Genomic DNA, 17,541 nt, shown 5'->3' with positions numbered 1-17,541 from the left:
TTTTGGTGAGAATCAGTAATTTGACAATTTATGCTACTACAACGCTATTACCAGCGATGCTTACCCCAGTTATCAGGGTTGGCCCAATAGTCTGCATTCAACCAATTTGGCAGCTTTTTATAATCATACAAATTAAATTGCCATAGCGTTAACGATGCTGGTAAGTTTGAAGATGAGTTAGGCAAGCGAGTGTCACCTAAAAGGTTAAGGGGCGTAAATCCGTAAGCTCGTAGATCTAAAGTACTATCAAGGACGATAAGTAGGTGAGCAGCGTAGAGGTCGCGGTAGCGCATGAGCAAAGGAATAGAGGCTTGCAATATGTCTGATGATAGATTGGGTAGCCAAAAGCAGGCCAGCTGATAGCGCTGTGATAGCTGCTTCGTATTTAGTGCTGGCAATGTAGTTAAATGAACTAAAGTGTCGGTCTCATCGTCGTTCAGACTCAACTGCGTCCTCAACTCAGCTATCATTTTTTGATCTTCAGCTATCCATAACAACTGAGACGTCTTTTGTCTGTCTTCATCTGTTTTTTTATCACTCGAATCTGCAAGAGTGGGTAACAGTACCTCGATATATTCGCGCAATATTGTAAGAGCCGTCATATCAAGTTCAGGTGTGTTTGCCGAGAGGTCAGTCATAGAGTAGTGCCAGCTGATAGATAGATGAGTTTTATTATAAGGGATAAACGTAAAGTTTGGCGACTGATCTTAAAACCGTTTTACGCTTGAAATTTCGTAGATTAAGCCAATCTAGCAGTATAATTAACCACTATACAATGTTTATGCAATTACAATACTTTGTAAATATAGGATGCAATTTATCCTATAGTTTTATTCGATAGCCATACTCACTATACTGACAACCATTACCTAAAATGTAACCATCTTAAATAATAGGAATCTTTATGTCTGTCTCTGAAACCGATGCGCAAATCATCAATCCTGATATGCCTGATGTACCACCACATGCCCCTAGAAAAATCCACCTGACAGACTATCAATTGCCAAGTTTTGATGTGGATACTGTAGATTTAGATATAAAGATATTTGACGATCATGCAACGGTCGATAGTAGGCTGGTCATGAACCGTCAAGCGGCAGGTGATTTAGTGCTGTACGGTGAAGACGTTGAGCTTGTTACTATTGTGGTTGACGGTGAGCCGCTAAGCTCTGAGCAGTATAGCCAAGCAGATGGCAAACTTACGATTAGCGATGCGCCTGATAACTTAACATTAGAGTTGCAGGTTCGTATTCATCCGCAAACCAATACGGCACTCGAAGGTTTGTATATGGCAGGCACTGGCAGTGATACCATGTTTGTCACTCAGTGTGAGCCAGAAGGCTTTCGCAAGATTACTTTTTATCCAGATCGTCCCGATGTGTTGGCGATATTTACCACGCGCGTTGAAGCGGATAAACGCTATCCGACACTGCTTGCCAATGGTAATTTGGTTGAGCAAGGGGACGTTGTAGAGGCGCCAGACCGTCACTATGCTATTTGGCATGATCCGACCAATAAGCCAAGTTATCTGTTTGCCTGTGTTGCCGCCGATTTAGATGTGCTTACCGATCATTATACGACCAGTGAAGGCCGTGAAGTCCTGCTTGAAGTGTACGCTAAGTCTACCGATATTGATAAATGTCATGTCGGTATGCAAGCATTAAAAGACGCCATGGCATGGGATGAGGTCAATTATGGCCGTGCCTATGATTTGGATCGTTATATGATAGTCGCGGTCAGTCAGTTTAATATGGGTGCAATGGAGAATAAGGGTCTGAACATCTTTAATACCGCTTGTGTATTATCTAGCCCTGAGACCACGACCGACGCGCGTAGCTTCAATGTCAAAGCCGTCATCGCTCATGAATACTTTCACAATTGGACAGGCAACCGTATTACCTGCCGTGACTGGTTTCAATTGTGCCTAAAAGAAGGCTTTACCGTCTACCGTGATCAATCGTTTTCGGCAGATCAGCAGTCAAGTGCAGTACAGCGTATCGATGACGTAGCGACATTGCGGGCGCATCAGTTCACGGAAGATGCAGGACCATTGGCGCATCCCGTACGTCCTGAAAGCTTCGTTGAGATCAATAACTTTTATACCACGACTGTCTATGAAAAAGGCGCTGAAATTGTACGCATGCTGGCTAATACATTGGGGTCAGACAATTTTCGTAAAGGCACTGACGAATATTTCCGTCGTTACGATGGTCAGGCCGTCACAGTTGAGGACTTTTTATCAGCCTTAAGTATCACTGACGATAAAATTGAGAACTTTATTGATTGGTACCGTCAACCAGGTACACCAATGCTGTCTGGTCATCAAGCCTATGATCGCGAAACGCAAACGCTGACCATTATTTTAAGTCAGAACACGCGCCACGTGAACGGATTTGAAGCGCCTAAGCCTTTACCAATTCCAGTCGCGACAGCGTTATTCGATAAAGCGTCTGGTGACATAGTTGGCGAGCGTATGTTGCTATTAGATCAGGCTGAGCAAACTTTTAGCTTCGATAATATTACTAGCGAGCCTGTGGTGTCATTGCTCCGTGATTTTAGTGCCCCAGTACAGCTCAATTATGATTATCAAGATGAGGACTTGGCATTTTTGCTCAAGCATGAGACCAACGGTTTCAACCGCTGGCAAGTGACGCAAATGCTCGTCAATCGTATTTTACTGCAAGGTCAGGGCACTAAAAGCAGTCCTGAGATATATCTGCAGGCATTGGCACAGACATTGCCAACGTTGGCGACCGATGATGCCATGTTGGCTGCGCGCTTGCTTGATATTCCATCCGCGCAAGAGCTGGCCTCTGCTATCCACAAAGACTATGATCCAGTATTGATTAAAGAGCAGCGTGAAGGCTTGTATCGCCAAGTAGCAGAGTCGCTATCGCAGCAGTGGACAGCGCTATATGAACAACTACCATTACAGTCTTATGAAGATAGCTCTGAGGCTCGTGGAAAGCGTGCATTGCGTAACGTAGTATTGGATATGGCATTGACTGCCAAAGTTGCAGGCGCAGCTGAGTGGGCACAGCAGCAGTATGATAATGCCAGCTGCATGACCGAACGCTTTGGCGCTTTAAAGGCGATGGTCAACCATCAGGTCGCAAAGGCTGATGAGTATTTGGCAGATTTTTATAATCGTTTTCAAGCAGACGATTTAGTTATTGACTTGTGGTTCAGTGTGCAAGCCGCTGCTGACAATGTAAGTACGGATAAGATTAACGATCTGCTGAATCATGCAGATTTTGATTGGAATACGCCTAATCGTGTGCGCTCAGTCATTAGTGCTTTTGCTTCTCAGCCGACCGTACTTTGGACATCAGAGGGCCTCAGGATTTATACTAATGTTATTCAAAGACTGGATGAGTCTAATCCTGTCTTGGCCTCGCGCTTATTGCAAGTGCTCGCACGTTGGTATACATTGGTTGAACCGCGTCGTCAAATGGCGCATGAGCAGCTTATCAGCTTGCAGAAAAAGGTATCTTCTAAGCATGTACTTGAGAGCTTAGATAGCGTGCTTGGTGCGACTAAGTGTTAGGTTGTTTAATAGTCTTTATTATCTAAACATAGAAATCTTATCTATTAAGCTAGACCCCATTAGTTGGATGCAACTTATGGGGTTTTTTTTCGTTACGATATATATTTTAGGTATAAACCCTCATAAGCTAACAGCTTTGAGAGATGGTTGCATAAATAGTAATCAATTAGTCTGTAATGTATTTGCATTCTTTGTTAGGCTAAATTAATAAATAAGGATTTAAAAAACAAGCGTTTAAGTCGTGTTAAGGGTTGATTTATAAGAAAAAATCAGGTCTGTATTAATAAGATTATTTGGATATCTTACGTTATTCTCGGAATAATAAGTTCCACTGTAAGACCGCAATGAATGTAGCGGAAATACGTTAGAGCCAGTTATCCTAAATCAGGAAGAGGGCATATGAGAATAAAGGGACAACAAATTGACAGCTCAGCGATCGTAGCGCGGCTGCTACTATTCTCAATAATCTGGTGGGCTCTCTCCGATGGTTCAGCTGCTTCATGGTTAATTGGCGCGCCAGCGGTGCTCTGCGCGTTGGTAGTCAGCATTACATTGTTACCTCCGGTAAGGCTGGTATGGTGGCGGCTGGCAGCTTTTATACCCTTTTTCTTTTGGCAGTCACTAAAGGGCGGTGTGAAGGTGGCACAGCTAGCATTTCAACCGAGTATGCCTTTATCTCCAAAGCTTGTTGAATACCACCTGCACCTGTCCTCAGGCCTAGCACGAGTAGCTATGATTAATATAATAAGCCTCTTGCCTGGTACTTTAAGCACCAAAATAAACGGAGATACATTAACCATACATGTGCTGGACAGCCAAGGGGATTTTCTAGTCGCTCTACAAGATTTAGAACGGGGTTTGGCGCAAATATTTCCAAACTCTGTTGAACCTGCTTTGATGGAGGATGAATGATTATGCAAAGCCTATACCTTGCACTAGCGTTGTTCTTGCTGCTCAATCTGAGTGCTGGTATATGGCGTGTACTGCGCGGACCCACGGCTGCTGACCGTATGTTAGCGGTGCAGCTATTTGGTACTACCGCTGTCGCTGTTTTATTGCTGCTGGCCGAAGCATCAAGTAGTGCAGCCCTGCGTGATGTGGCGCTGGTGTTTGCGTTGTTGGCTGCGGTGACTGCAGTAGCCTTTGTACGCCGTGCTTGGGACTTTGTGGAGGATAACGATGACCGCAAGTGATTATTTCTCTGCCTTAATGTTGTTCACTGGTAGCGTGTTCTTTCTGGCAGGTACGCTAGGTTTGCTACGCTTCCCAGATGTTTTTACTCGGCTACACGCGCTTACCAAAGCCGATAACTTGGGACTGGGTTTTATAGTGGTTGGCCTAGCGGTACAAGCGGAATCTTGGGCTGTGGTGGTTAAATTAATATTTATATGGCTGCTGGTGTTGCTTGCTAGCGCGAACGTGTCTTATCTGGTCGCACGCGGAGCACTGCAACGGGGGATTCGGCCATGGAGACGCTGATTGGTTCTGTTATTGATTTAGTCATTGTACTGCTGGCGTTAGGGTTGGCTTGGGGTGCACTTGCTAGTGCTAAGCTGTTTAGAGCTATTGTGCGATTTATTGCCTTTGGCTTAGTGATGGCGCTGGCTTGGGTGCGCCTGAATGCACCAGATGTTGCACTGGCAGAAGCCGCTATTGGAGCAGGTTTGACCGGTGCGTTATTCCTGGCAGCCTACGCCAAGCTGCGAGGAAGTACATCGATTATCGATATAGAGCTTGCCAGCCGCTTTAGCGGTATTCGTGTGGTCACGGGTCTGGTGCTTATGCTGTTTGTAGCGGCAGCACTGGGATATGCTGTATGGATGTTACCACCAGAGGCTGCTGGACTCAGCGCTATTGTCGCCGCCGATCTTGATAACAGCGGTGTCAGTAACCCAGTGACGGCGGTACTACTGAATTTCCGTGGTTATGACACCTTGCTTGAGTTATTTGTACTGTTGCTCGCGCTACTGAGCGTATGTTCGCTGGGTTTGCCAACACCACAACGAGAGGCAGCGCCGGGATTGGTTCTGGATACTCTGTCGGGGCTGCTTGCGCCCTTACTGATTCTGGTAGCGGCGTATTTACTATGGGTGGGCGCTTATGCGCCTGGCGGTGCTTTTCAAGCTGGCACTGTACTGGCAGCTGCAGGAGTACTAATGCTCTTGTCGGGTGCGCAGTTACCGGCTGCGCTGGCCAGTTGGCCTCTGCGTTTTGTGCTGGTGCTCGGGCCGACGATATTTTTGCTGCTTGGCATTATCATGGGACTTTTAGAAGGCAAACTTTTACAGTTTCCACCGGAGTGGGCTGGAGCACTTATCCTGGTTATTGAAACCACCGCTACTATCTCAATCGGGACTACACTTATTGCGCTATTTTTGGGCATACGCCGACAGGAGAAGCTGTAATGAGTACAGTGCTTATATATGGGCTAGCGGGTATAGGGCTTTTTGCAATTGGCTTGCATGGTTTGCTGAGCTATCGCCATCTACTACGCAAGATTTTGGCGTTAAACATAATGGGTAGTGGCGTATTTCTGGTGCTTGCAGCGTTGGCGACGCGCACTATTACAACCATACCAGACCCAGTGCCTCATGCCATGATCATCACTGGTATTGTGGTGGCAGTGGCCGCTACTGCGCTGGCACTAGTACTCATGCTCAAGTTGACAGCAGTGACCGGTCAGCCGGTACTACCAGACAAGCACAAGGAAACAAACACCTAATGGTTGATGTTTTGTTGAATGTTCCATGGGCGGTTACCCTGATTGTTTTACCGTTTATGACTGCGATGATAGTTTTTATGTGGCCCCGCGCTGCGCGATCACTGGTGCTGCTGTGTAGCTGTTTGATGGTGGTGGCCGTGTCGGGTTTGGCCTTGCAGGTCTGGAATCAAGGCGTGTTTCAGCACTCGATTGGGGGGTGGGGAGCGCCGCTGGGCATCGAATGGTACGCCGATGGCTTTAGTCTTGTGCTACTGGCTGCGACGGCTCTAGTAGGAGCTGGATGCAGTTTTTATGCCTCGGTGTATTTCAGTGCAGAACAGGCGCAACGGTTTTGGCCTATATGGCTGCTTTTGCTAGCCGCTTTAAATGCGTTATTTTTATCAGCCGATTTGTTTAATCTGTACGTTACGCTAGAGTTGATGGGACTTGCCGCTGTGGCCTTAACAGCGTTGTCTGGCAGTCGTGACGCTCTTAGTGGTGCTATGCGTTATCTGTTAGCGACGATGGCAGGGTCTATCACTTATCTGCTGGGCGTGGTGCTACTGTATCACACCTTTGGCAGCGTCGATATTTTCATCTTGGCAGAGCGTATAACCCCAGAGCCCGCAGCTTGGGCGGCATTGGTTTTGATGATCGTTGGGCTTGTGCTTAAAACCGCACTGTTTCCGCTGCATTTTTGGTTGCCACCTGCTCACGCCAGTGCTCCATCTCCGGTCAGTGCTGTGCTCTCATCGTTGCTGGTAAAGGCTTCGTTCTATATTTTAGTGCGTTTATGGGTGTCAATTTTTGACCCTATGTCCGGCGATGTTGTGGCAGAGCTTCTTGGCATGATGGGGGCAGTAGCCATTCTATGGGGGTCTGTTCAGGCCTTGCGCCAAACTCATTTAAAACTGCTGGTCGCTTATTCTACAGTGGCACAGATCGGCTATCTGTTTTTGGTATTTCCACTAGCAGCGTCGCCACGCGCTTGGAGTGCGGTGGCGATACTAATACTATCCCATGCGTTGGCGAAGTCGGCGATGTTTTTGGCAGCGGGTAACCTGTTCCGCTTTGGCGGTCACGATCGCATCTTAGATCTTGATCGTGTTGTGCAGCGCTTGCCTATCAGTGTCTTTGCCTTTGCTTTAGCTGGAGTTGCTATTATGGGTTTGCCGCCAAGTGGTGGGTTTATTAGTAAGTGGTTATTGTTAGAGGTAGCATTGGTACAAGGACGTTGGGATTTGGCGTTAGTGATACTGCTTGGCGGGCTGATTGCCGCACTTTATGTTTTTAAAGTGCTAGGACGCTGCTTTACACAAGCTAAGGTCACCCACGAGCCCAGGGCAGTTCCTGCACGTATGGAATGGGCAGCATTCTTATTGGCATGCGGCGCCATTATTCTGGGCTTTGCGGCAGTACCTTTCATCTCTTTATTGCAGATTGGTACACCTTTTAGCGGGAGCGGATTATGAATTCCAGTGCTCTATTGCCTTGTTTGGTTGTGCTAGGCTCGCTACTACCAGCACTTATCATATTCAAACTATCTGAGAAAAGTGTGACAGTTCGTACTGTGCTCAATTTGGCTGGTGCTATCTTCAAGCTGGGGCTTGTAGGATGGATGCTATGGGGCGTTACTCAGGGTTATAGCTATGAGGTGCAGTTCGTCTTGCTACCAGGTATTGAGCTGGAATTGAAAGCTGATCCACTGGCCTTATTTTTTATGAGCTTATCGGCATTTTTGTGGCTACTCACCACAATCTACGCAGTGGGTTATTTAGAAACTGAGCCCCACCGAAGTCGCTTTTTTGGTTTCTTCAGCCTATGTGTTACCGCAACCACTGGTGTGGCTTTGGCTGGTAATCTGCTAACCTTCCTGATTTTTTATGAACTACTAACGCTCACAACATATCCGCTGGTAGTGCATCGCGGTAGTGAAGCGGCGCGTAAAGCTGGGCAAACTTATCTGCTGTATACTCTTGGCGGTGGCAGCCTGATGCTGCTGGGGACGGTGTGGCTTTATACTCTGACTGGCAATCTGGAATTTATCGAGGGTGGTTTTCTTAGTAGTTTGAGCGCGCAGCATCATACTTCGTTGGTGGTTGTTTTTATTTTGTTGATGATTGGACTGGGTGTAAAAGCCGCGTTAGTACCGTTACATGGTTGGCTGCCAAAAGCTATGATAGCGCCTGCGCCCGTCAGTGCTTTGTTACATGCTGTTGCAGTGGTGAAAGCCGGCGCTTTCGGTATCGTGCGTGTGGTCTATGAAGTGTTTGGTATAGAGTTTGCGCAGCAGCTTAATCTTTTGAGGCCACTGGCTATTGCAGCGGCTGTGACCATTATATGGGGCAGCCTGCGTGCACTGTTTCAAAACGATCTAAAAAAACGGCTGGCCTATTCTACCGTCAGTCAAGTCTCCTATATTGTTCTAGGCGTTGCCTTATTTGGCCCTATGGGCACTATTGGGGGGCTTGTACATTTAGTGCATCAGGGCATTATGAAGGTTACCCTGTTTTTTTGTGCAGGCAACTACGCTGAGACTCTAGGTGTTCACAAGATTAGCGAGATGAATGGAATTGGACGACGTATGCCGCTCACCACAGTGTCATTTAGCATTGCCGCTCTAGGCATGATGGGCGCGCCCTTAACGGCAGGGGCTGTTAGCAAAGCTTGGCTCATGGAAGGTGCTGCAGCCGCACAAATGCATTGGGTGGTCTGGCTATTATGGACATCAAGCTTGCTGAACGCGACATATTTTCTCCCTATCTTATGGCGCGCATGGTTTCGCCCAGCACCTTCTGCATGGCCGAATAAATCCTTGGCCGCGCAGCCTTGGCCAACCACTTCTTGGCTACTGCTGCTACCACCAGCGATAACCGCCGCGACAGTGATTGCCGCTAGCATATTGGCAATGTATGATATTGGACCAATCGCTTGGGCACAGCTTATTGCTGATCGTGAGTATTTTAACACTAAGCTATGACAATAAGACTGCTTCGTAACGGTGTGGCTATTTGCTGACTGCTCCAAATAGTAATACAAGCTTCGGACATAAAAGACCCTATGATCCAAAGCAAAGCATATCGACAAATGGCTCATAATAAACTGACAGTCTGGCAGTGGCATGCTTCATTGAATTTAGAAAAAGACATATATACAGTCAAAGTCAAATCAATATTATACTGTCATTAAATGAGCTGTAACTATTATAATTGTCAAAAAACCTAGGCTGCAATCGATGATACTTAGAGAGTATAATAGCAGTACCTTGCACCGTTTTAATAACCGCAATGACAGAGGCATCAGCATCATAAGCTTTATTGGCAAGCCAAGTTTGGCTCATACTACATCCAAAGCTTAATGCTTGATAAGCAAAAAAACGCTGATGCTATTGCTGTTCGCCAAACCAAAGAACAAGGGGTTATAAATCATGAAAGCTAAAAAAATAATAAAAATGGTAGACGAATATATGGAGGTTGAAAACGTAAAGAGAAGATAAAATACTTAAAGCAAGCCCTCAAAAAGCTGAGCAAGCCTGAAAAAAAGCTGGAACTAAAATTTGTAGAAGAAGATGGCAGTAAAGAGAAAATATCTAATGAGCTTGCCTTGATTCATGCCCATAGAAAAAAGGACTACGCCTATTAAAACAACTTGAAGAGGAGCGTAGAGAAGCAAAAAAGGCGAAAGAAGCCAAAAAACAAGCGAAACCAAAAGGATAAAGAAACATAACCACGAACTAATACAAACCAATATGAAATATGACAACCAAAAAGCCCATCTAGCACTTTATTGATAGCACAAGATGGGCCTGATGTTTTTTATAAACGGTTATTAATTAGCGATTGGGCAAAATGTCTTTAACCATATCGCGTAGATTATGTATAGCAGTGACGGTACTATCCCAATCGAGACAACCATCGGTGATAGATTTACCATACTCAAGCTGACTTAAGTCCGCTGTCAGTTTTTGGTTGCCGCCTTTGAGATGGCTTTCAATCATCATGCCAATGATAGACTTGTTGCCTTTTTGAATTTGCTCTGCGACATTTTGAATGACCATAGGCTGTAAATATGGGTCTTTGCCTGAATTTGCATGACTTGAGTCAATCATAATTTTGCTGTTGGTTTTACCTTTTGCTAGCTCGTTTTCAGCTTGAGCAACTGCCGTCTCATCGTAGTTGGGCTTGCCATTACCGCCACGCAGTACGACGTGTGCATAAGAGTTGCCTTTAGACTTAATGATAGAGACCTGTCCATCTGATGATAAGCCTAGGAAGCTATGACCTTCTTTTACTGCTTGCATAGCATTCACAGCGACTGTCATGCCGCCATCAGTACCGTTTTTGAAGCCTACTGGGCATGATAAGCCTGAGCTCATCTCGCGATGTGTTTGACTCTCTGTCGTACGTGCGCCAATCGCTGACCAGCTGATCAAATCTTGCATGTACTGCGGCGTATTTGGATCCAAAGCTTCAGTGGCACAAGGTAAGCCCTTCTCATTTAAATCAAGCAAGAGTTTACGAGCAGTACGCAGGCCTTTTTCGATATCGAAACTGTCGTTCATATCAGGATCATTAATCATGCCTTTCCAGCCGACAGTGGTACGCGGCTTTTCAAAATAGACACGCATCACGACAAAGATAGTATCTTCGACTTCTTTTGCTAATACGGCTAGACGATCAGCGTATTCGTGTGCCGCTTTAATATCGTGAATAGAGCAAGGTCCGATAACCACAAATAAGCGCTTATCTTTGCCATCTAAGATGTCTTGAATAGTATGACGACCCTTTGAAACAGTTTCATAAGCTTCGTTTGAAAGAGGTAGCTCAGCTTTTAACTCAGCGGGAGTAATCAAGGGGATGAGTTGTTCAATATTCACGTCATCAATATCTGCGTTGTGGGTAGCTGTTGTTGTCATAATTCTACTTCATATAGCTAATATATAGGGATATTCATTATGCGGTCAAAATAGCGGGTTGGCAAGGGCAGTCGGCGAGTTAATTGACTGATAACTGGAATGTTAAAACCAAAATTTTGTTATACTTGCCTATTATTATAGGATGTAGGGCATATTTTTGATCTGTATAGCGCAGTTATAGGCTATGTTTTTATGCACTCTATATATAAACGTGCTTAGTAGGTCGATTAACATACATCATGTCTGTCGGATTTTAAGCGTATGATTATTATATGTTTAGCCTAAGCGTCGATATATTTTAAATGGTTCGTCATTTGTCTTTGCGTTGTTAATATTGAGAGTTTGTCATGATTGATTCTGCCTCACCTTTTCAAGGTACCCAAGCGTCTGCCGACCCGTTTGGTATGGTAAAGGATGAACAACATTTACCCCATAAACCGTTGGTGATTGGTATTGTAGCAGGTGAAGTATCTGGCGATAGTTTGGGCGCAGACTTTATGCAGCAAATGAATAATCTGCGTGATGATATCGTATGGGTCGGGGTTGGCGGTGCAAAAATGCAAGCGCAAGGGCTACATAGTATTTTTCCATTAGCGCGTCTAGCAGTGATGGGATTGGTAGAGGTTTTGTCGCAATTATCTGACTTGCTTAAAGCCCGCCGTGAGTTGCTATCTGCCTTTCAAACTGCGCATATAGACTGGTTTGTCGGTATTGATGCGCCTGATTTTAATCTAAGGGTTGCAAAGAAGCTCAAACCAAAAGGGGTGTTCTGCGTGCAGTATGTCAGCCCATCAATTTGGGCATGGCGTGAGTCGCGTATACATGGCATCAAGGCGGCGACCGACTTGGTACTGTGCTTGTTTCCATTTGAGCTGACAGTGTATGAGCGCCACAATCATCCTGCCGTATGCGTCGGTCATCCGCTACTACGAACCTTAAACCAAGACTTGGTAAATACTCCAACCAATCAGCTGCGTAGTGAGCTGGTTTGGCAAAATGATGGTTTACAGCAGTTCTTCGTTGAACGTTTTGATGAGGTAAGTCAGCTGATTTGTGTGATGCCAGGGTCGAGACGCGGCGAGATAACAGCGATTTTGCCACTGATGTTAGAGGGTATTCAAAAGTTATTATTGGTCGATCCTAAGTTGTGTTTTATCATACCGACTGTTGATCAAAACCATCAATATATCGTGCAAGATGTGATTGATCAACGCTCAGAGCAGTTGCGTGCAGCCATCGTCGTAGTCTATGACCAAAGTCAGCCAACCTTTAGTCAACAAGCCATGGCGGCCTCTGATATTATTATGCTAGCGTCAGGTACAGCGACACTTGAAGCCATGCTCCTTGAGCGTCCTATGGTCGTTATCTACCAATTAAACCAGCTGACTTATCAAATTGCCAAACGTTTGGTAAAAGTGCCTTATGTCGCATTGCCCAATATATTGGCAGCAAAAGCCATCGTGCCTGAGCTGATACAAGAGCAAGCAAACGGAGAAAACATTTGCCGAACAGTCACAAAACTATTGCAGCCTCGCGCCTATGCCGAGCAGCTACAGGCTTTGGTCGATACCAAGCGAACATTACAGCAGCAAAGCAACCATGAACCGGCCAATAGTGTCATTATGCAATGGTTTGCTCAAGATAGTCAAAAGCAGCAAAGAGATAGCTATTAATAGCAATCAATAAAAATATATACAAGAAGTAGGCTGTTTATGAGTCACAAAACCAGTTTAGATAATCATATTATCCATATCAAAAGCGATATTGTGCTTATAGATATCAAAGGACAATTTATAGACTTAGTCGCTCCAGTTCGTTTGCATGGTCACGTAAAGCTTACTGACGATTTATGTCAGATGTTTGCAACTACAGGTCATGAAACAGAAATAATGCCGCTACAGATTGGTGTTGATGAAGCAGGGCGGGGGCCTTTGCTTGGTAGTGTGAATGTTGCTGGCGCAATTTTGCCGCGCATATGGTCAGATCTGATAGAAAATCAGCCATTGCTAAATACCCCTCTATCGATATTGACGGACTCCAAAAAGTTAAGCGAAAAAAAGCGCGATAAGCTCTATCCTTTGGTGCAGCAACATGCTTTGGGTTATGTTATCGCTGAGATCCCAGCTGCGGTCATTGATCAGCTCAATATACTGCGAGCGACTATGCTTGGTATGCGTTTGTGTACAGAAGCCTTACTGATGGCAGTGGCAGCGCATCATGCAGATACTGTCGATAGCACATCTTGTAAGCTGCAAGCCCGAGTATTATTCGATGGAAACCGCTGTCCAGATCTGGATTATCTGACACTTGCAACGCTTGGTATATCTGAGTCCAGTATTGATTGCCAAGCTTGGGTAAAGGGAGATGCACGGCACACTAGTATTGCAGCTGCCAGTATCTTAGCAAAGGTGAGCCGCGATCAAGCTATGTATCAGCTAGATTCATTGTATCCACAATACGGTATTGCCAAACATAAAGGTTATCCTACTCGCGCTCATATGGAAGCTGTGGACCTTTATGGCCCATTGCCAGAGCATCGTCGTAGCTTTGCGCCGATAAGAAAAGCATTAAATAACGAAAGATAGAGTAACCATAAAAGGGCTATTTACTTCATTGATTCCTGTGAGTCTTAATTAAGCTAGGCAGAAGAAAATAGCCTAAGCAAAGAATTATACTATTCCTAAAATGTCCCTTAAAACCATCCTTCAAGTTGTGTCTTTAAGCACTTACAAAATTCACGTTTTATCAAACCGTCTACTACAGACGGTTTTTTTATGGTCATAAACGGTTCTATTTATCTTCAATTGGCATACTTATTGCTCATTCTGATTATGGTCACCCAATATGCTCATTTTACGATATAGGATAAACGATGAATTTTATTACCTCAAAGAAAAGCCTTGTCATGGCTCTCTCCTCAGCGCTTCTTTTAACGGCTTGTGGCGGTGGTGGCGGTAGTGACGGTGGCAGTGACAAGAGCGCTGATACAGGTTCGAGTAGTAGTCCAGACACTTCTAACTCGTCTGAAACTGTAAGCCCAACAGTACCTAACGACACTTATACACCCTCAAAGCCTACCATCTCTCCTGAAACATCAGAACCTACTACTCCAACGCCATCAGATACTAATACGACAAATACAAAGCCTGTATTGAAGACTGAAGTTGATATGAGAGGCGTTGAAAGCAAGAGCCATAAAGGGGCTGCGCAAGTAGGATCAAATCTACTAAGCTCACAAAGACAGGCGTGTGCGCTTGGCGGAATGGCAGATAACGATGAGCTAACCAAAATAGCCACGCAGCATGCACAGTATATCCAGCATGTGTTTTCAAATAGCAGTCCGACGATTTTTAATGCTCATGGCGAAGAAGAGATTTCAGACATAAGGAATTGGTCAGGAAAAAATAATCCGTTCTTTACAGGTACTAGCTTTAAAGATCGTCTGCTTAAAGCGAGGTATTCAAATTTGGCTTATGGCGTCGTGGAAAATATCTCGAGAGTTACCTACTACAGCTCAGCTGGTAAAGTTGCCTCACCAGATTATGCAGCACACTCAATGACAAAATCTTTATTGGCGGCCCCTTATCATATGCGTCTACTGGTAACGCCTAACCTTAGCCAAACAGGCTCAGGTATGATAGCTTACAAACCTTATGGCAAAGCTGCTGACAAAAGCCAAGGTTATGTCCTTGTCAACGCATCATCAGCCGATAAAAAAACAGAAAATCGTACGGTTAGTGGACTGTTTACTTATCCTTGTACTGACGTAGTAGATACTAATACAGCGCTTTACAATGAATTTCCAAGCCCAGTCGCAGGGACAGGCCGTAACCTAGGTACTGACCCTATTGGCCAGCCTATCTATATCAATATGCCATCAGCAAAGAGCATTAAAGTGAGCAACATTAAGTTTCGCGACGTCAAACGTAATATAGATGTGCCAGTTGATTTATTGGACTATAGTAACGACCCTCATAAGAGAACCGCTTATGAGTTACCGAAAAATGAAGCCTTTATTTTACCCCTTACCGATAGTTTACAAAGTTGTGAAAAAGGGCGGAGGAAAGGTAAGAACTGCGGGCTTTATGGTGATAGTGAATATCAAGTTAGTTTTGATGTCTTAGTGGACAACAAGACCCAAGAGACTAAGAAAATCACCTTTACTACAGGTGAGGTTAACTACTAGCTAAATAGTTCATATAAGTATTATATATACCTCACAAAAGAAGGGCTGAATCGCATTACTGATTCAGCCCTTCTTTTATAAGGCGAAAAGCTTTAAAACGACGAGTTCGGCTGTTTTAAAAACTCTTCTTCAGCATCAGTGGACTCTCGATCTAATACCCCGTTACGATGGGGAAAACGACCAAACTGGTCGATAATGTCTTTATGACGATGCTCAAAATCCAATGTTTCAGAGTCGTCTAATTGCTCAAACAGTGGCAGATAGCGTTCATGAATCATTGCCGATTCAGAATGCATAAACGGCATGATGATAAATTTGCGCCATGACGTTGGTAGTGTGTCAAAATGTGGTTGTTTAATAGCTTCTTGAGCCAACACCAGCGCCATTCCATCTTGTGCAAAAGCGTCTGCTTGCTTGCGACACAGATTGCGCGAAAACTGATCTAACACGATAATCTCTGCCAATCGTCCTGCCAAAGCAGTGATTGAGCTATTACTGTCTGCTGGCGCGTCTGCAATACGCCATGTTACGCATTCGCCTTGCTGGGCTGCTTGCCAAATATCACCAAACTTCTCTTTTATTTGATTATCAAAGTTATTGTTTTGTTCGAACCAATACTGCTCGTTATCTTTATCGAACCAAAAATTTAAGACCGCACGTGCATCAGCGTCAAGATATTCTAAATTAATATGTTCTAGATCAAGTTGCGATAAATTAGCTGAGCTGGTAGAGGTGGAATAATCAGTTGATAGTGACATAAGATATTCTAATTGTGATGGATTTAGTCTACTATAACGCAAATCTTTATATCTGTCATGATGCCGACAGCCGCTATTAGGTAACCTCTTATGCATTCTAACAATCCCATAAAAACCAGCCATTCGTTAACACCGTCAACGCCTTATTATTTGCTCGATGAAGCGGCAATCGTTACCAATATGCAGATTATTGCACGGCTATGTGAGTTATCAGGGGCAAAGGCATTGCTTGCGCTAAAGTGTTTTGCCACGTGGGGCGTGTTCGATGTGATGACTCCCTTTTTGCATGGCACAACCTCGTCTTCGCTCAATGAAGTACGGTTAGGCTATGAGACTTTTGGTGATAACGCGCCTGATAGTGAGAATAAAAAAGAAACCCATGCCTATAGCGTTGCCTATAGTGCGGATGAAATCGATGAGGTATTAAACTACGCCGATAAGATTATTTTTAATTCCATCTCCCAGCTAAACGCTTTTAAGGGTCAAGCAGTGGCAAAAAATGTCCCAGTTGGGCTACGATTAAACCCCAAGACCAGCAATTCGTCGTTTATTATTGCAGATCCGGCACGCCCTTTTAGCCGTTTAGGCGAGCATGATAAGGATAAAATCAAAGCTGTGCTCGCTGATATTACAGGCGTCATGATTCATAACAACTGCGAAAACGACAGCTTTGACGCTTTTAGTGAGAGTTTGGCTGATATTGAAGCCAGGTTTGGTGATATTTTAGCGCAGCTTGAGTGGGTAAGCCTCGGCGGCGGTATTCATTTTATCGCCCCCGACTATCCACTAGAAAAACTGGCGGCGCGTCTAAAAGGCTTTAGTGAAAAATATGGCGTACAGATTTATCTTGAGCCAGGTGAGGCCAGTATTCATGGCGCAGGTACGCTTGTCACAACTGTCTTGGATACCATGCACAATGAAAAAAACCTCGCTGTCGTCGATGCCTCTATTGAAGCGCACATGCTAGATTTGCTGATTTATCGTGAGTCTGCGCCTATTACAGCGCTCAATGCAGAGTCAGTAGAGGTGATGCCTATCAGACAAGAACAACAAGACGCTGCGGACAATACTATTATCTATGGACGCTCTTGCTTGGCAGGAGATATTTTTGGTGAATATCAATTGGCAAAACCGTTAAAAATTGGCGATACCATAAGCTTTGGTAATGCGGCAGGCTATACCATGGTGAAGAAAAACTGGTTCAATGGGGTCAACATGCCAGCGATTATCATTCGTCGTCTAGATGGCAGTATCGATGTGCAGCGCGAATTTGATTATCAAGATTACAAAGCCAGCTTGTCTTAAATTAACCATTCTCTTAACTTATTTAAACTTTTAGAAACAAAGGTTTAGGTCAAGTTGTTGAGATTTTTAAGCAGTCTATTTTTTAAACATTATTTTTACCGTTAACTGAATAAAAATTGTTATAATCGC

Annotated in this window: 16 protein-coding genes; 12 read left to right on the top strand and 4 right to left on the bottom strand. The window is 44.6% G+C overall.

Annotated elements, in window-relative coordinates:
* Positions 1–47: 47 nt before the first annotated feature.
* Complete coding sequence (locus ACS8FC_RS07200; RefSeq protein ID WP_439296297.1) at positions 48–638, bottom strand: DUF6231 family protein; 591 nt, start codon at positions 636–638, stop codon at positions 48–50.
* A 308-nt stretch (positions 639–946) separates the two neighbouring features.
* On the opposite strand from ACS8FC_RS07200, the gene pepN reads away from it, so the two are divergent.
* The 8 genes from pepN to ACS8FC_RS07160 all read left to right on the top strand — a co-directional run bounded on the left by pepN (position 947) and on the right by ACS8FC_RS07160 (position 9,228).
* Positions 947–3,547: an aminopeptidase N gene (pepN, locus tag ACS8FC_RS07195; protein WP_439296338.1), complete on the top strand. Its 2,601-nt coding sequence runs from the start codon at positions 947–949 to the stop codon at positions 3,545–3,547.
* 399 nt (positions 3,548–3,946) lie between these two features.
* Entirely contained in the window at positions 3,947–4,459 is a 513-nt protein-coding gene (locus ACS8FC_RS07190) for a Na+/H+ antiporter subunit E (RefSeq protein ID WP_439296296.1), read from the top strand.
* Positions 4,456–4,740: a monovalent cation/H+ antiporter complex subunit F gene (locus ACS8FC_RS07185; protein ID WP_439296295.1), complete on the top strand. Its 285-nt coding sequence runs from the start codon at positions 4,456–4,458 to the stop codon at positions 4,738–4,740. The genes ACS8FC_RS07190 and ACS8FC_RS07185 overlap by 4 nt, the downstream gene beginning before the upstream one ends.
* Positions 4,727–5,026 (top strand): monovalent cation/H(+) antiporter subunit G, encoded by a 300-nt coding sequence (gene mnhG / locus ACS8FC_RS07180; protein WP_439296294.1) that lies wholly within the window; start codon positions 4,727–4,729, stop codon positions 5,024–5,026. Before ACS8FC_RS07185 ends, mnhG begins: the two co-directional genes overlap by 14 nt.
* A complete protein-coding gene (locus tag ACS8FC_RS07175; RefSeq protein WP_439261575.1) occupies positions 5,014–5,952 on the top strand; it encodes a hydrogenase subunit MbhD domain-containing protein in 939 nt (312 codons plus the stop codon). The genes mnhG and ACS8FC_RS07175 overlap by 13 nt, the downstream gene beginning before the upstream one ends.
* Positions 5,952–6,269, top strand: a complete 318-nt coding sequence (locus ACS8FC_RS07170) for an NADH-quinone oxidoreductase subunit K (RefSeq protein WP_439296293.1) — start codon at positions 5,952–5,954, stop codon at positions 6,267–6,269. The genes ACS8FC_RS07175 and ACS8FC_RS07170 overlap by 1 nt, the downstream gene beginning before the upstream one ends.
* Complete coding sequence (locus ACS8FC_RS07165) at positions 6,269–7,720, top strand: complex I subunit 5 family protein (protein WP_439296292.1); 1,452 nt, start codon at positions 6,269–6,271, stop codon at positions 7,718–7,720. Before ACS8FC_RS07170 ends, ACS8FC_RS07165 begins: the two co-directional genes overlap by 1 nt.
* The gene (locus tag ACS8FC_RS07160; RefSeq protein WP_439296291.1) at positions 7,717–9,228 is read left to right on the top strand and encodes a complex I subunit 5 family protein; all 1,512 of its coding nucleotides are present in this window, start codon (positions 7,717–7,719) and stop codon (positions 9,226–9,228) included. The genes ACS8FC_RS07165 and ACS8FC_RS07160 overlap by 4 nt, the downstream gene beginning before the upstream one ends.
* A 183-nt stretch (positions 9,229–9,411) precedes the next feature.
* Here the strand turns inward: ACS8FC_RS07160 and ACS8FC_RS07155 are convergent, their stop codons facing one another.
* Entirely contained in the window at positions 9,412–9,588 is a 177-nt protein-coding gene (locus tag ACS8FC_RS07155) for a hypothetical protein (RefSeq protein ID WP_439261571.1), read from the bottom strand.
* A 492-nt stretch (positions 9,589–10,080) separates the two neighbouring features.
* Positions 10,081–11,163, bottom strand: a complete 1,083-nt coding sequence (locus ACS8FC_RS07150) for a 3-deoxy-7-phosphoheptulonate synthase (RefSeq protein WP_299220098.1) — start codon at positions 11,161–11,163, stop codon at positions 10,081–10,083.
* 404 nt (positions 11,164–11,567) lie between these two features.
* Here ACS8FC_RS07150 and lpxB point away from each other — a divergent pair, with 404 nt between their 5' ends.
* The 3 genes from lpxB (at position 11,568) to ACS8FC_RS07135 (ending at position 15,349) form a co-directional block, all read left to right on the top strand.
* Complete coding sequence (lpxB, locus tag ACS8FC_RS07145) at positions 11,568–12,836, top strand: lipid-A-disaccharide synthase (RefSeq protein WP_439261643.1); 1,269 nt, start codon at positions 11,568–11,570, stop codon at positions 12,834–12,836.
* Between the two features lie 39 nt (positions 12,837–12,875).
* On the top strand, positions 12,876–13,748 hold the full coding sequence (locus ACS8FC_RS07140) for a ribonuclease HII (RefSeq protein WP_439296290.1): 873 nt from the start codon (positions 12,876–12,878) through the stop codon (positions 13,746–13,748).
* A gap of 287 nt (positions 13,749–14,035) precedes the next feature.
* Entirely contained in the window at positions 14,036–15,349 is a 1,314-nt protein-coding gene (locus ACS8FC_RS07135) for a CAP domain-containing protein (RefSeq protein ID WP_439296289.1), read from the top strand.
* 92 nt (positions 15,350–15,441) lie between these two features.
* Here ACS8FC_RS07135 and ACS8FC_RS07130 read toward each other — a convergent pair whose 3' ends face one another.
* Positions 15,442–16,107: a DUF924 family protein gene (locus ACS8FC_RS07130; RefSeq protein ID WP_439296288.1), complete on the bottom strand. Its 666-nt coding sequence runs from the start codon at positions 16,105–16,107 to the stop codon at positions 15,442–15,444.
* Between the two features lie 90 nt (positions 16,108–16,197).
* Here ACS8FC_RS07130 and ACS8FC_RS07125 point away from each other — a divergent pair, with 90 nt between their 5' ends.
* Positions 16,198–17,412, top strand: a complete 1,215-nt coding sequence (locus ACS8FC_RS07125; protein ID WP_439296287.1) for a carboxynorspermidine decarboxylase — start codon at positions 16,198–16,200, stop codon at positions 17,410–17,412.
* Positions 17,413–17,541 lie beyond the last annotated feature (129 nt).

This window comes from Psychrobacter sp. 1Y4, assembly GCF_051847555.1.
This window is presented reverse-complemented; position numbering and strand designations above follow the sequence as displayed.

Excerpts from the sequence above, each read along its gene's own strand:
- ACS8FC_RS07200 (WP_439296297.1), bottom strand. The coding sequence starts at position 638 with ATGACTGACCTCTCGGCAAACACACCTGAACTTGATATGACGGCTCTT.
- pepN (WP_439296338.1), top strand. The coding sequence starts at position 947 with ATGCCTGATGTACCACCACATGCCCCTAGAAAAATCCACCTGACAGAC.
- ACS8FC_RS07190 (WP_439296296.1), top strand. The coding sequence starts at position 3,947 with ATGAGAATAAAGGGACAACAAATTGACAGCTCAGCGATCGTAGCGCGG.
- ACS8FC_RS07185 (WP_439296295.1), top strand. The coding sequence starts at position 4,456 with ATGATTATGCAAAGCCTATACCTTGCACTAGCGTTGTTCTTGCTGCTC.
- mnhG (WP_439296294.1), top strand. The coding sequence starts at position 4,727 with ATGACCGCAAGTGATTATTTCTCTGCCTTAATGTTGTTCACTGGTAGC.
- ACS8FC_RS07175 (WP_439261575.1), top strand. The coding sequence starts at position 5,014 with ATGGAGACGCTGATTGGTTCTGTTATTGATTTAGTCATTGTACTGCTG.
- ACS8FC_RS07170 (WP_439296293.1), top strand. The coding sequence starts at position 5,952 with ATGAGTACAGTGCTTATATATGGGCTAGCGGGTATAGGGCTTTTTGCA.
- ACS8FC_RS07165 (WP_439296292.1), top strand. The coding sequence starts at position 6,269 with ATGGTTGATGTTTTGTTGAATGTTCCATGGGCGGTTACCCTGATTGTT.
- ACS8FC_RS07160 (WP_439296291.1), top strand. The coding sequence starts at position 7,717 with ATGAATTCCAGTGCTCTATTGCCTTGTTTGGTTGTGCTAGGCTCGCTA.
- ACS8FC_RS07155 (WP_439261571.1), bottom strand. The coding sequence starts at position 9,588 with ATGAGCCAAACTTGGCTTGCCAATAAAGCTTATGATGCTGATGCCTCT.
- ACS8FC_RS07150 (WP_299220098.1), bottom strand. The coding sequence starts at position 11,163 with ATGACAACAACAGCTACCCACAACGCAGATATTGATGACGTGAATATT.
- lpxB (WP_439261643.1), top strand. The coding sequence starts at position 11,568 with ATGGTAAAGGATGAACAACATTTACCCCATAAACCGTTGGTGATTGGT.
- ACS8FC_RS07140 (WP_439296290.1), top strand. The coding sequence starts at position 12,876 with ATGAGTCACAAAACCAGTTTAGATAATCATATTATCCATATCAAAAGC.
- ACS8FC_RS07135 (WP_439296289.1), top strand. The coding sequence starts at position 14,036 with ATGAATTTTATTACCTCAAAGAAAAGCCTTGTCATGGCTCTCTCCTCA.
- ACS8FC_RS07130 (WP_439296288.1), bottom strand. The coding sequence starts at position 16,107 with ATGTCACTATCAACTGATTATTCCACCTCTACCAGCTCAGCTAATTTA.
- ACS8FC_RS07125 (WP_439296287.1), top strand. The coding sequence starts at position 16,198 with ATGCATTCTAACAATCCCATAAAAACCAGCCATTCGTTAACACCGTCA.